The following is a 13,079-nucleotide window of genomic DNA, read 5'->3' as shown; positions in this document are numbered from 1 at the left end:
ACCCTAAAAAATAAAATGAATGTGCTTCTTGCCATGAAAGCGGGAGATCTCAATTTTGGTTTTCACCCGGAATACCTGCCAAAGCAGCGCCTCGGTCAGGATATCCTGCGGCGTGCCGGTTGCGATGATTTGACCGTTCTGCATCACGATCAGCGAATCGCAGAACATCGATGCATGGTTGAGATCGTGAATGGCGACAATGCTGGTAACCGGTAACTCGCTGATCAGCTGCATTAATTGCATCTGGTGATGGATATCCAGATGGTTGGTCGGTTCGTCCAGCAGAATTTCGCTCGGCGTTTGCGCCAGTGCGCGGGCAATATGCACACGCTGACGTTCGCCACCGGAGAGACTCAGCCATCCCTGCTCACTTTTCTCCAGCATGTCCACGCGCTGCAGAGCGGCCGTCACGGTTTCGTCATCGTGCGCGCTCCAGTTGGAAAACGGAGAATGATGCGGAATGCGCCCCAGTTTCACCACATCGCGCACACGCATATTGGCGTCAGTCATGCCGTGCTGCTCGACGAATGCTACCCGACGACCAATCTGTTTGCGGGCAATGCGGGCGATATTTTGCCCGTCCAGCGTCACACAGCCGGCATCCGGGCGCCGCAGGCCGGCGAGGATGCGCAGGAGGGAAGATTTGCCGCAGCCGTTTGGACCAATCAGCCCGACAGTTTCACCACGGGAAATGTGCAGCGATACGTTATCGACGATGACCTTTTTTCCGACCTTCCAGCTAATGTTGTCAGCGGAGATACTCATTATTTATTCCCCGAACGCCAGATAATCACCGCAAAGAACGGTACGCCAACCAGCGCGGTCACAACGCCCACCGGCAGGCTTTGCGGGGCAATCAGCAGGCGCGACGCGATATCTGCCAGCACCATCAGAATGGCACCGGCCAATGCGCTGGCAATCAGCAACGTGCGATGCAGCGGGCCAAAGAAAAATCGCATAACATGCGGCACCACCAGGCCAATAAAACCAATTGAACCGGCCATGCTGACGATGGTGGCGGTGATAAGCGCGGTGGTGATAAAGAGCGCAAGGCGCACCTGAGGCACCGCAATACCCAGCGAGGCAGCCGCATCGTCACCAAAAGTGAACGCATCCAGCGCCCGGGAATAGTAGAGGCAAATGGCCAGTCCGAGGGTCACTACCACCAGCACCAGCTGGAGTTCCGGCCAGCGCACGCCACTGAAGCTGCCCAGCAACCAGAACATTACATCGCGCGCCTGCTGCGCACTGGCAGAGGTGCTGATGGTATAAGCGGTGATGGCATTAAACAGCTGGGAAGCCGCAACGCCAGCCAGGATGGTGCGTTCATTACCGCCACGTGCCCCTTTCGTCAGAAAAGCGACAAAGGCAAAGGCAGTGAAGGCGCCGGCGAAGGCTCCCGCCGACAGCGAGACGGCCCCGCTGCCGATGCCCAACACCACGACAGAAACCGCCCCGGTGGAGGCACCGGCAGAGACACCGAGCACATAAGGCTCAGCCAGCGCATTCTTCAGCAGGCTTTGCAATACGGCACCGCAAATCGCCAATCCAGCGCCACAGCACGCCGCCACCAGCGCCCGGCTGAGGCGAAAGTCCCAGATCACACTTTCGTAGATGCGGCTCAGGGGAACGTGCGTGAGCCCCATTTTATTGCTGATGGCATAAAAGACGCTTTTTAGCGGGATCGACAGTTCTCCGACGCTGACACCGGTCGCAATCACCAGCAATAATAACGCGACGGCAGCCACCAGCGAGGCGGCCAGGAACAGCCCCTGTCGCGCCTGAACAACAGCGATGGTCATCAGTTCAGTTCCAGTTTTCTCAGCTGCTCACCCACCTGTTCGGCCCCGTAGATAGTGCGGATGGTCGGGTTCATGGCCTGGCCATCCATCACCACGATGTGGCCTTTTTTTACCGCATCCAGCTGGCTGACGGCAGGATCGCTTTTCAGGAATTTGATTTTCTCTTCGGCTTTATCCAGCGCCCAGCGATTGCGATCGAGACTGGAGACCACGATCACATCCGGATTGGCAGCGATGATGCTCTCCCAGCTGACCGTCGGCCATTCGGTCTCTGACGTGATGGCGTTGTGCCCGCCCAGCACGCTGGCGATGAATCCGGATGGACTGTTTTTACCGCCCACATAGGCATCCGCAGACGGTGACGAGCTTGAGAACCAGAACACAAACGAGAGATCTTTCTTGCTGCTACCAAACTCCTGACGCAGTGCCGCTTCTCGTTTTTTGAAATCGGCAATCACCGCCTGGCCACGATCTTCCACGTTGAAAATTTTGGCGAAGTCCTGAATCTCCTGATACAGGAACGTCATATCCCACAGCTGCTGGCGACTGCCATACATATCCCCTGCGGCTTTTTTGGTGGCGCACATTCCAGGCGACACATAACTGTTCACGCCAAGGGTGATTAAATCTTCGCGTTTTGCCACCTTGCTCTCGGGTCCCAGCAGCAGCGGCGTCTGGGCAGGAACGAAGTCCGGATTTTGCGCCAGCACGGATTCGAGGGTGGGGATTTCAACCGTCAGCGTTTTGATTTTTGCATTCTGTGCAGCCAGCTGTGGCAACACTTTGGTTGGCCAGAAAGCGCTGGCGATGACCTTGTCCTGCAGGCCGAGCAGCAGCAAAATTTCTGCAGTATTTTGCCCCAGCGCCACCACGCGCTCAGGCGGTTTGGTGAAGGTCTCTTTATAGCCGCAGTTTTCAATCGTGAGAGGATAGGTGGTGGCCAGCGCAGAACTAACCGATGCAAACACCAAACATAACGTGCAGATGACCTTTTTCATTAACCCCTATCCCCATTGATAATGTTTTGAGAAGCCCGCGCCGCTTTAATGCAAATGAAACTCATTAACGAAGCGGGCTTTTATACAATGGGCACTTTAAGGTGTCAACGGGAGATTGTTTCCCTGAGTTATCATCGTCATGGGCCTGCCGGGATCGCATACCGGACGTTCTGTAAAAGCCTGTCCGCAGCCAGCCGGTCCCCTTCCCCCGCTGGCGTAACGTATTTAATGCGCAGAGCGTGCCAGGCCAACATTCGCTTCGCGGCACCGGGTTAGAGGCATCCACCGATTCAGGCCTGACGCTGACCGCACTCAGCGATGTTTACCGGTTGCCTGCGCTTTTCTGACAGCTGCAGACTGAGCATCGCCAGCAGAATAAAGGCCACCGACATGCCGATCAGCCCGTAAAAGCCGGCGAGTGGATATATCCATGATGCGACCGCAGAGCCAAAGCCGATACCACCAAACATGAAGGCACTGGTCAGCGCCAGCGCAATGCCGCGATGGCGGACTGATGCCAGCTCGACGATCCGGCGCTGCTGGCTGGGCCAGAGCAGATCGGTGGCAAACGCCCAGACCACCAGTGCCGCCAGCAGCACGCCCAGCGCTTTCGGCAGCACGGCGATCAAGGCCGTATCGACGATGAGCAGCGTCATGCCGCTCAGCAGCAGCTTCTCAGCGGTAAAGCGTGTCGCCACGCGGGTGACCCAGAGATTGCCCAGCACGCCGGCAACGCCCAGCACGGCCAGCGCTGCGGAGACCGCATGCGTGCCGCCAGTGTAGGTGTCGCGAATGAGCGGCGCGATAAAAGCGTAAAAGCTGTAAACGCCGGAAGTAATAAAAAATACCACCAGGAAAGCCGTCAGGTATTTGCCATCGGCCAGCACGCCGGCCATCTCACGCAGGCGGATGCGCGTCCCCGCGCTGTCATCCGGCACCGTCAGCAAAATGTTCAGCCCGCTCAGCAGGCTCACCACGCCGACCAGCACAAACAGGGCTTTCGCGCCCCACAGGCTGGCTACCCAGGCGGCGAGCGGAATACCGGCAAGGCTTGCCATCGATACCCCGAGCAGTACCATGCCGATGGCCCGGCCGCGTAGCTGTTCATGGACCAGTTCGGAGCCCAGCGCAACCAGCACCGGACCGATGAACCCGGCGCCAGCCCCCATCAGGATGCGTGAGGCGAGCAGTGCGTTGTAGCCCGGCGACAGCACAAACGCGAAGGCACCCAGGCTAAACAGCGCAATGCCGGTGAGCACCAGCCGGCGACGGCGCAGGTGACCAAACAGCACCTGCACCAGCGGAGCCGCCAGCGCGAAGGTGAGTCCGAAAACACTCAGTAAGCGCGCGCTCTGCGCATCAGTCAGCTGCCAGGCTGCTGAGATGGCCGGCAGACTGCCAGCGACAGACAGCGCGCCGGTAGCCTGAACGAAGTAGGCAATGCTCAGCGCACGCAGCGCGCGGCGCTGGGAAGAGGTGATGACAGCGTTCATTATTTCTCTCCGGCATAAACTTCAGGGGCGCTGCCCCTGAAATGTTTACTGAACAGGAATCGGGTTATCCGCCACAGACTGGTTGAACTGATTCACCAGCGTATGCTCGTTCGCGCCCGGGTTATCGCGCACCGGCAGCACGCGGTCGACAATCGCTTCGATGGTGTCGGTACCCAGCTTTTCAAATGTCTCGCTGATGAAGGCGTCCAGCGGCATGGCGCGCGGGTCGCCGCTTTTATAAATCAGATCGGTATCCACCCACGGCGGTGAAATTTCGATGACCTGCACGCCGGTATCACGCAGCAGGAAGCGCTGCGACAGGGTATAGGAGTGAATCGCGGCCTTGGTGGCCGAGTAAAGCGCGTTGGTCGCCAGCGGCAGGAAGGCCAGCACCGAGCTGTTGTTAATCAGTACCGCGTCCGGCTGCTGCTTCAGGTGTTCGATAAACGCCGCACTGACGCGTACCGGTCCCAGAATGTTGGTGTTCAGTAGCGTCACCGCCTGCGCGTCATCCAGTTCGCCCGCCGCATTATCAAACGGCATGATGCCAGCATTATTGATGACCACGTTCAGGGCCGGATAGCGTTCCAGCACGCTCTGTGCCGCGGCCTGAATGCTGTCGGCGCGCGTGACGTCCAGCACTACATAGTCCATGCCCGGACTGGCGGCGGTGACTTCCTGCAGCAGCGTCTCGCGGCGTCCGGAGATAATCACCTGGTTGCCCAGCTGATGAAATTTTTCTGCCATGGCGCGGCCGATGCCAGAAGTGCCGCCCGTGATGAAGATGGTGTTATCGGTCAGTTTCATGATCTGATTCCTTAATGGGACAGTTATTGGGATTGCGATTCTGAATAAGGGGGGCGTTCAGTGCACAGAGACGGGCCGATAGCGTTCAGCCGGCGCGTCGCTGCCGAGGTGCGGCATCATGGCCTGACGCGCCTGCTCATAGCGGGTCCAGAGCGCTTCGTCCTGCAGGGACGGAATGGTAATGAGCTCGCCGCGGGCGAAGCCGGTGAGCGCCGCATCAACCATCTCCTGCGCGCTCATGACGATGTGCGGGTCAAGCTGGTCAACCGGCAGACCGCCGTTATCCCAGAACGGTGTCGCGGTAGCGCCAGGCAGTACAGCCTGCACCTGAATCCCCTTACCGGCCAGTTCATGGTGCAGCGACTGACTGAACGCCAGCACGTAAGCCTTGCTGCCGCCGTAAACACCGTTCAGCAGCTCAGGCGCAATGCTGACGATCGAGGCGATGTTGATGATGGCGCCGCGCCCGCGCGCCACCATGCCCGGCACCAGCGCATAGGTCAGGCGGGTCAGCGCGATGACGTTGAGGTTAATCATGGCGTTCATCTGCGCCACGTCGCTGTCCAGCAATGGGGTATGGGTGCCGATGCCGGCGTTATTCACCAGCAGCGTAATGCTCGCGTCCTGACGCAGCTTCTCTTCCAGCGCGTTCAGCTGTGCGGCATCGGCCAGGTCCGCGGTGATGACTTCCACGCTGCGGCCGCTGTCGGTGGTGATGTGTTCAGCCAGCTGGTTCAGGCGGTTGTGATTGCGGGCCACGATGATCAGGTCATAGCCCATGCGTGCCAGGCGGCCGGCGTACAGTGCGCCCATACCGGTAGAGGCGCCGGTGACAACGGCAGTGCCGCGGTTGGTGTGTGTCTGCTGCGTCATGATATTCACCTTGTCAGTTATCGGGTTGGTGAATTCATAGTACGCAGTCGCGCACCGGCGCGGCTGACGAGAAAGGTCGTGATTTCGGACAACATGATGACCGGGATTCCGGCCATCATGATCAGAAGGCGTTCAGGCGTGACAGCGCGCGTCAGGCTTTACCGGTGCGCAGCGACTGCGGCGGGATGCCGTAACCGCGAATGAACACTTCCCGCATGTGGCGGCGATCGCGGAAGCCGGATTCACGGGCTATCACCTCCATCGGCAGCCTGCTCTGCTCGATCAGCAAGCGGGCGTTTTCCAGTCGTAATCCCTCAATGGCTTTGGCCGGCGACTTGCCCGTCTCAGAACGGAACAGGCGGCTGAGCTGCCGCGCGCTGAGGTGAACCGCATCCGCAAGGTCTTCGATAGTCAGCGCTTTACTGAGATTGTTGCGCGCATATTCCAGCGCCGACTGCAGCCGGTCGCTGCGCGGAGACAGCATCAGCATTTCAGAGTGCTGCGTCTGTCCGCCGGAGCGGCGGTGATGCATGACCAGCAGGTGTGCCACGCTGCGCGCCACTTCGGCACCGAGATCTTTCTCCACCATTCCCAGCGCCATATCCAGCCCCGCGGTAAGTCCTGCCGAGGTCCAGATGTGATCGTCAATAATAAAGATGCGGTCTTCTTCTATCCGCGTCGTCGGGTGCAGCAGTTGCAGACTCTGGGCATGTACCCAGTGCGTAGTGGCGCGGCGCTCCGATAACAGACCGGCCTGCCCCAGCACGAATGCGCCGGTACAGATCCCGGCCACCCGGCGGGCCCGGGGCGCGTGCACCTGCAGAAAATCAACGATGCCCGGTGTGGCCGGCAGCTCCAGCGGCGTCATTACGCCTGCGACCAGCCAGGTATCCATTTCCATCTCTGCATGAATCGGCTGGCTGTCCACGCCGAAGCCGGAAGAGGACTGCACCGTGCCACCGCGCTCTGAATAAACCGTGCAGTGATAAAACGGTTCGCCGTTTACCTGATTGGCAAACTCAAAAATGCTCAGCGTGGATAATCCCAGAACCTGAAAATCATCGGAAATCAGTAAACCTACCCGGTGCATCGTCGTCTCCTTCAGTCGTCCGGCACCGTCTGCCATACTGTGTCCGGCCTGATGTTAAGCAGGGTGAGCCATGACAATAACCCGATTTCCCTCAGCGGTATCACCTGCGGAAAAATAAAAAAGGCGATGACACCGACCTGCTGCGGATCTTCTGCGCCATTTTATGTTAAGAGTACCCGATCGGGCAGTTCGCCAGACATACGGTTTTAAACAGGCGGCCATTGCCCAGGTCATCAACCAGAGAAAAAACCATGAAAAAATCGATCGTTCCTGAAGAATTTCAGCACTATTACCATGACTGGCACTTCTCTCCCGTTATCGAAGCCGATGGCACCCTGTATCTTTCCGGGGTGACGGCAGCGCGGAAAGACAAACCGATAAGTACCCACCCTGAAGAACAATTCCATGATGCGTTTTATAAGCTGGGTGTGTATTTAAACGCTGCCGGACTGGACTATGAACATATACTGGAGATGACCACCTTTCATATCGATCTTAAAAAACACATCGGGGTATTTTCTAAGGTCAAAGATGTGTATATCAAAGCCCCCTACCCGGCATGGTCTGCCATCGGCGTGTCAGAGTTCATTCCGGAAAACGCCCTGGTAGAAATGCGGATTGTGGCGAAAAGGGTGCTTCAGGCAGATGGACAAAAATAACCGCAACCGCCACTTACGTCACAGGGCTGTGATTACAGCCCTGCTTCTTCCGCATTTATTCGGCTTTTCCCTGCATCAGCTGCCGGTATTTCATGCTGTCATGGTACATCTCATGGAATACGCGGTATTTACGGTCGTAATACTCTTTGATTTTGTTGGTCTGCGGCGTGATCGTCTTACCGATGCGGCTCATGGTGGCCATCGCTTCGGGCAAAGAGTCGTATGCGCCCGCCGCCACGGTGCCCATCATCGCGCTGCCGAGCAACATGGCTTCACTCTCTTCCGGCAATAGCATCGCGCAGCCCGTCGCGTTGGAGTGCTCCTGTACAAAGATGGGATTTTTGGTGCCGCCACCGCTGGCCATAATGGTATCAATGCAGTAACCGCTCTGGTTCATGGTTTCAATAATATGGCGAGTGCCAAGCGCCAGCGCCTGAATGGTGGCGAGATAATGCAGCGCCATGTCTTCCGGCGTGCGCGACAGTTTCAGGCCAGTCAGCGTGCCGGTCAGGGTCGGATTGGCACGCGGTGAGCGGTTGCCATGGAAATAAGGCAGCATATGAATGTCTTTGGTCAGGAAGGCAATATTCTCGGGTTCACCCGCCATCTTGCGTAGTATGCCGTTAAGCACTTCATAAATGGTTTTGCCGCTGTCTTTGCCCTGCTTGAGCAGATCCTGATAACACGGATGCGACTGTATCACATGGTCAATCAGCGCGCCGGTGGTGGATTGTCCGCCTTCGTTCAGCCAGTAATCCGGCAAAATCGCCGAATAGTACGGCCCCCAGATGCCACCGATATAGCGCGCGCTGCGCGACATCGCCATATGGGCCGTGGACGTGCCGCCAATCAGCGCAATGCGGTTGTCAAAATCCGCTGATTCGCCAGATGCGCCGCTGGCACCAAGAATACCGAGGCTGCCGGCGTGCGCATCAATAATCGAAACGCTGACCGCCGTGCCCGCCATCAACCCCATTTCTGCGGCGGCGCGCTGCGTCAGGCCATGCCCCAGCGGCTCACCCATGGTTTTCACTTCACTGCCGATCTTTGCCGCGTTGTTTTCCAGTAAATCCTCCAGGCCAATCTGGCGGAAATAGCTCGGATCCCAGCGGTCTTCATGGCCGATATAGGTCCATTTGCAGACGGTAGAACACAAAGAGCGCGTGGTATCCTGGGTGGCACGCCAGGTGAGGAAATCCGGCAGGTCGAAAAGATGCCCGACGTTACTCCAGGTGGTCGGCATGTGCTGTTTCAGCCACAGCAGTTTGGGGGTCTGCATTTCCGGCGAGATAATCCCGCCAACAAACTCCAGCACGCGATGGCCGGTGGCATTGATGCGTTCGCCTGCGTGATCGCGCGGTGATCCATCCAGACAATAATGTTCTGCTCGCTGCGCCCGGTCGGGCTGACGGTCAGCGGTTTGCCTTCTTTATCCAGCACCACCAGCGAACAGGTGGCGTCAAAACCGATGCCTTTCACCTGAATCGGGTTGATATCCGCCTGACTGACCACGTCTTTAATCGCGTTACACACGGACTGCCAGATCTCATCAGAGGATTGCTCAACAAAATCAGCTTTCGGGCGGTAGAGCGTGATCTCCCGGCTGGCCTGGCCGAGCATACGGCCAGTCATGTCGAAGACGCCCGCGCGGGCGCTGCCGGTTCCTACGTCGACGCCAATAAAATAACTCGCCATGTTCTTTCCTTTCTTGAAAAGCTTTCGCTTATGATTTTCTGTTTTGCAGAGCGATAAACAGGATCAGGACACAACCCCACAGCGCCATGGTCAGGTAACTACTGACGCCCATCAGGTTCAGGCCGCTTTCCAGCATTTGCAGTACGATGAGCGCCAGCACCAGCCCGATCACCCGGCCAAAACCGCCGTCAGGGTTAATGCCGCCAAGCACCGAGGCCAGAATGGTCACCAGCAAATAGGAGTCGCCGTAGCCAGCCTGTGCCGAGTTAAATTTGGACATCATCAGCAGTGCCGCGCCCCACCCCAGCAGAGCAGAAAGCACATACACTGCGATGGTGACTTTATGCGTGTTGACCCCACTGAACCGCGTCGCCTGCTCGCTGGAACCCATCAGATACAGGCTGCGGCCGAGCGTAGTGTGTTCCAGAAACACCCACAGCAGCAGCGCCACCAGCAGGAATAACACCAGGGCGACCGGGATACCCAGCAGGCTGCCGTTGCTGAGGTACTGAATTACCGGCGGGAAGCCGGAAATGACCGCGCCGTTGGTCAGCAGAATATTCAGTCCGGCGATCAGCGTCATGGTGCCGAGCGTCGCCAGAATTGGTGAAACCCCGATAAAGGCAATCAGCGCGCCATTGAGCACCCCAATCACCAGCGCCACACCCAGACCCGCAAGCAGCGCCAGCGCGACATATTCCGGCTGGTTCGGATGCGCCACCAGAATCGCCGCCATCACCAGCGAACACGCATTGGCACCGGCAATGATCGAAAGGTTGATCCCGCCGGTCAGCATGGTAATGCCCATCCCCAGCGCCAGCATGCCTAGAATCGGTAACTGCGAGGAGATCGACTGGAAATTGCCGACGCTGTAAAAGCTGCCACCCAGCGTAAAGGAGAACAGCACGGCAACGGCCACGATGATCAGCAACTGCAAACGGATGATGCGGTCGCCGGGGAAGAATCGGTTTAATGTCGTCATGTCACATCCCCTTCGCCAGTTTGCGTTTTTCGTTCCACGCGGTGCTGCTAATGCTGACCAGAATGATCGCGCCGCTGAACACCTGATGCCAGTATGATGAAATGCTCAGCAGGGTCATGCCATTTTGCAGGAATGCCAGCAGCATCACGCCCAGAATGGTGCCGGTTAGCGAGCCGCGCCCGCCGGTCATGCTGGTGCCACCTAGTACCACCGCCGCCAGCACCGTCAGTTCATAACCGAGCAGGGAATTAGGTGCCACCGACTGGGTAATTTGTGCCTGTACCACGGCAGCAATACCCGCCAGCAATCCCATAAAACCGTAAACGTAAAAATGCAGCCGCAGGATGTTCAGACCGAGACGCGATGCGGCGTCACGGTTGCTGCCCATGGCGTAAATCTGGCGGCCCACGCGGGTGCGATTCATCAGGACGCCGGTAACGATGATCACCCCCAGCAGGCAAAGCAGCGGCAGGGTCAGGCCATAGTCGTAACCGTCGGCGGCGGTGAAGGAGAACCAGCTGATCCCGTTCATAAACCAGTCGGGGAAACCGTACAACCAGGTGCCGTTAGTCAGATACACCAGCAAACCGTAAAACAGGTTCAGTGTCGCGATGGTGATAATGATGGCCGGCACGCGCAGCCAGTACACCAGAAAACCGTTGACCAGGCCGAGCAGCAAACCGATTCCCATCGACATGGCAAACGCCAGCGGAAAGCTGCCGCTGTGATGAATGATGTAGCTCGCCATCACGTACTGCCCGATGGAGGTGACAGCGGGAAAGGAGATGTCGATGCCGCCGGCAATCAGCACCACAAACAGTCCACAGGCCAGAATGCCCAGAATGGCATAGCTGGTGGCGACGTCTGTCAGGTTACCCAGCGTCATAAATTCACTGCTGCTGGCGCTCAGACCCACCACCAGCAGCAGCACCAGTAATCCCAGCCAGAATTCGTGCTGGGTAAACAGTTTCGATAGCGATTTGTTACCCATTAATCACCTCCGCAATCTGCGCTTCGCTGCTCTGGTGCGGCGCGAACTCCGCTACCAGTTCGCCTTTGCGCATCACCAGCACGCGATGGCTGTTGTAATACGCTTCCGGAATTTCATCGCAAATCATCAGCACCGCCATGCCGGATTCCGCCAGATCGCGGGCAATGCGGTAAATGCCTTCTTTATTGGCAATATCCACCCCTACCGTTGGTGAATCGAGGATCAGGATATGGGGCCGCGTCGCCACCCATTTGGCGATGGCGATACGTTGTGCATTGCCGCCGGAGAGCGTTTTAACCGGTAAACTGCTGTCCGGGACTTTAATGTTCAGGTCACGGATCAGGTCTTTAACCACCGCCGCAGCTTTGCGGTGATCCATCAATCCGGCGCCGGTATGCAGCTTGTCGAAAATCGATACCAGCGTGTTGTCATAAATGGATTGATCCATGATGAGCCCCTGCGTCAGCCGGTCTTCCGACACATAGGCGATGCCGTGACGAATGGCGTCGCGGTTAGAGTGGAATTTTACCACCTTGCCGTTAATGCGGATCTCTCCGCTGTCCGGCTGGCTCATGCCAAACAGGCTCAGACAGAGTTCCGTGCGGCCCGAACCGAGCAGGCCGATAATCGACGTGATTTCTCCCTGGCGCAGCGACAGCGAAATATCGTGGTACTGCCCTTTGCGGCTCAGCTGGCTGATTTCCAGCAGTGGCGTCACATCGGCGGGCGCCCGGTGCGGCAGATGGCTGTAAGTGAAGCGCTGCCCGGTCATCAGGAACGCCAGTTCATGGCTGTCGAGTTCACTGGCCGGATAGGTGCCGACCAGTTTGCCATCGCGCATCACGCTGATACGATCGGCCACTTCCATCACTTCATCGAGACGGTGACTGACGAACACCACGCAGATACCGGCGGCTTTGAGTTCATTCACCACCCGCAGCAAACCATTCACCTCGCTGCGGGTCAGTGACGCCGTCGGTTCATCCATAATCACCAGACTGGCGTCAGCAGCGATGGCACGGCATATTGCCACTAACTGGCGGTCAGCGATCGACAGCTTTTCAACTTTACGATCCGGATCCAGAGCAACGCCGACCCGTTGCATCGCCGCCAGCGCTTTTTTGCGCATTGACTCGCGATGTACCCAGAAATCACCGCCCGGTAAATAGCGGTGAATAACGATATTTTCAGCGACTGACAGATTGGGAAATAACGACAAATCCTGATAAATAACCTGAATGCCGTAATAAGAAGACAGCTGTGGCGTCAGGGTATGAAAGAGTTTTCCGTCCAGCGTGATGGCCGCGCCTTTTTCCGGTTGATAAACCCCGGAAATGACTTTAATTATGGTACTTTTGCCGCAGCCATTCTGCCCGGCCAGACAATGCACTTCACCTTTATTCAGCGTCAGGCTGACATTATCCAGTGCTAATACGCCGGGGAACTTTTTACTTATTTTTTCGAGGCTGATAAAGGCCTCAGCATTGGCGGGGGACGTGCTGAGCGTATTCATCATAGATCCTTAAGCCTGCCCATCCTATTTCCAGCCGGGTGTTGGCGATGCTCGCTTATCCGAATCATTTATATCTCATCGAATTTCACTGACTTTCACCGCGCCTGACGCGAATTATTCAGGGTATATGTTTTCAATCTCTGAGTAGAAGTTCAGATACAGCACAACATACAACG

General features: G+C 57.4%; 11 protein-coding genes and 1 pseudogene. 1 reads left to right on the top strand and 11 read right to left on the bottom strand.

The features are described 5' to 3' along the window. Window positions 1-3 precede the first annotated feature (3 nt). The 7 genes from ABVR31_RS21520 to ABVR31_RS21490 all read right to left on the bottom strand — a co-directional run bounded on the left by ABVR31_RS21520 (window position 4) and on the right by ABVR31_RS21490 (window position 7,063). The gene (locus tag ABVR31_RS21520; RefSeq protein WP_058758694.1) at window positions 4-765 is read right to left on the bottom strand and encodes an ABC transporter ATP-binding protein; all 762 of its coding nucleotides are present in this window, start codon (window positions 763-765) and stop codon (window positions 4-6) included. After that, window positions 765-1,802: an iron ABC transporter permease gene (locus tag ABVR31_RS21515; protein WP_058758695.1), complete on the bottom strand. Its 1,038-nt coding sequence runs from the start codon at window positions 1,800-1,802 to the stop codon at window positions 765-767. The genes ABVR31_RS21520 and ABVR31_RS21515 overlap by 1 nt, the downstream gene beginning before the upstream one ends. Then, on the bottom strand, window positions 1,802-2,800 hold the full coding sequence (locus ABVR31_RS21510; protein ID WP_315659620.1) for an ABC transporter substrate-binding protein: 999 nt from the start codon (window positions 2,798-2,800) through the stop codon (window positions 1,802-1,804). Before ABVR31_RS21510 ends, ABVR31_RS21515 begins: the two co-directional genes overlap by 1 nt. A 290-nt stretch (window positions 2,801-3,090) precedes the next feature. Next, window positions 3,091-4,293 (bottom strand): MFS transporter, encoded by a 1,203-nt coding sequence (locus tag ABVR31_RS21505; protein WP_315659622.1) that lies wholly within the window; start codon window positions 4,291-4,293, stop codon window positions 3,091-3,093. 45 nt (window positions 4,294-4,338) lie between these two features. Further along, window positions 4,339-5,100, bottom strand: a complete 762-nt coding sequence (locus tag ABVR31_RS21500; RefSeq protein WP_372774490.1) for an SDR family oxidoreductase — start codon at window positions 5,098-5,100, stop codon at window positions 4,339-4,341. A 57-nt stretch (window positions 5,101-5,157) separates the two neighbouring features. Then, window positions 5,158-5,973, bottom strand: a complete 816-nt coding sequence (locus ABVR31_RS21495) for an SDR family oxidoreductase (protein WP_315659625.1) — start codon at window positions 5,971-5,973, stop codon at window positions 5,158-5,160. 151 nt (window positions 5,974-6,124) lie between these two features. Next, complete coding sequence (locus ABVR31_RS21490; RefSeq protein ID WP_372774755.1) at window positions 6,125-7,063, bottom strand: GlxA family transcriptional regulator; 939 nt, start codon at window positions 7,061-7,063, stop codon at window positions 6,125-6,127. 251 nt (window positions 7,064-7,314) lie between these two features. On the opposite strand from ABVR31_RS21490, the gene ABVR31_RS21485 reads away from it, so the two are divergent. After that, entirely contained in the window at window positions 7,315-7,722 is a 408-nt protein-coding gene (locus ABVR31_RS21485) for a Rid family hydrolase (protein WP_021508771.1), read from the top strand. Between the two features lie 55 nt (window positions 7,723-7,777). Here ABVR31_RS21485 and ABVR31_RS21480 read toward each other — a convergent pair. From ABVR31_RS21480 to ABVR31_RS21465, 4 genes and pseudogenes are all read right to left on the bottom strand, one after another. Continuing rightward, a pseudogene (locus tag ABVR31_RS21480) lies at window positions 7,778-9,417 on the bottom strand (FGGY-family carbohydrate kinase). 28 nt (window positions 9,418-9,445) lie between these two features. Next, window positions 9,446-10,399: an ABC transporter permease gene (locus ABVR31_RS21475; protein ID WP_058758909.1), complete on the bottom strand. Its 954-nt coding sequence runs from the start codon at window positions 10,397-10,399 to the stop codon at window positions 9,446-9,448. Between the two features lies 1 nt (window position 10,400). Next, window positions 10,401-11,390: an ABC transporter permease gene (locus ABVR31_RS21470; RefSeq protein WP_336699110.1), complete on the bottom strand. Its 990-nt coding sequence runs from the start codon at window positions 11,388-11,390 to the stop codon at window positions 10,401-10,403. Next, complete coding sequence (locus ABVR31_RS21465; protein WP_211725598.1) at window positions 11,383-12,903, bottom strand: sugar ABC transporter ATP-binding protein; 1,521 nt, start codon at window positions 12,901-12,903, stop codon at window positions 11,383-11,385. The genes ABVR31_RS21470 and ABVR31_RS21465 overlap by 8 nt, the downstream gene beginning before the upstream one ends. Between the last annotated feature and the right edge of the window lie 176 nt (window positions 12,904-13,079).

This window comes from Pantoea sp. WEP (assembly GCF_041678305.1).
Taxonomy (GTDB): Bacteria; Pseudomonadota; Gammaproteobacteria; order Enterobacterales; family Enterobacteriaceae; genus Pantoea; species Pantoea dispersa.
Note: the sequence above shows the minus strand (reverse complement) of the source record. Positions and strands in the feature narration are given on the sequence as shown.

Excerpts from the sequence above, each read along its gene's own strand:
- ABVR31_RS21520 (WP_058758694.1), bottom strand. The coding sequence starts at position 765 with ATGAGTATCTCCGCTGACAACATTAGCTGGAAGGTCGGAAAAAAGGTC.
- ABVR31_RS21510 (WP_315659620.1), bottom strand. The coding sequence starts at position 2,800 with ATGAAAAAGGTCATCTGCACGTTATGTTTGGTGTTTGCATCGGTTAGT.
- ABVR31_RS21505 (WP_315659622.1), bottom strand. The coding sequence starts at position 4,293 with ATGAACGCTGTCATCACCTCTTCCCAGCGCCGCGCGCTGCGTGCGCTG.
- ABVR31_RS21470 (WP_336699110.1), bottom strand. The coding sequence starts at position 11,390 with ATGGGTAACAAATCGCTATCGAAACTGTTTACCCAGCACGAATTCTGG.
- ABVR31_RS21515 (WP_058758695.1), bottom strand. The coding sequence starts at position 1,802 with ATGACCATCGCTGTTGTTCAGGCGCGACAGGGGCTGTTCCTGGCCGCC.
- ABVR31_RS21465 (WP_211725598.1), bottom strand. The coding sequence starts at position 12,903 with ATGAATACGCTCAGCACGTCCCCCGCCAATGCTGAGGCCTTTATCAGC.
- ABVR31_RS21495 (WP_315659625.1), bottom strand. The coding sequence starts at position 5,973 with ATGACGCAGCAGACACACACCAACCGCGGCACTGCCGTTGTCACCGGC.
- ABVR31_RS21500 (WP_372774490.1), bottom strand. The coding sequence starts at position 5,100 with ATGAAACTGACCGATAACACCATCTTCATCACGGGCGGCACTTCTGGC.
- ABVR31_RS21485 (WP_021508771.1), top strand. The coding sequence starts at position 7,315 with ATGAAAAAATCGATCGTTCCTGAAGAATTTCAGCACTATTACCATGAC.
- ABVR31_RS21475 (WP_058758909.1), bottom strand. The coding sequence starts at position 10,399 with ATGACGACATTAAACCGATTCTTCCCCGGCGACCGCATCATCCGTTTG.
- ABVR31_RS21490 (WP_372774755.1), bottom strand. The coding sequence starts at position 7,063 with ATGCACCGGGTAGGTTTACTGATTTCCGATGATTTTCAGGTTCTGGGA.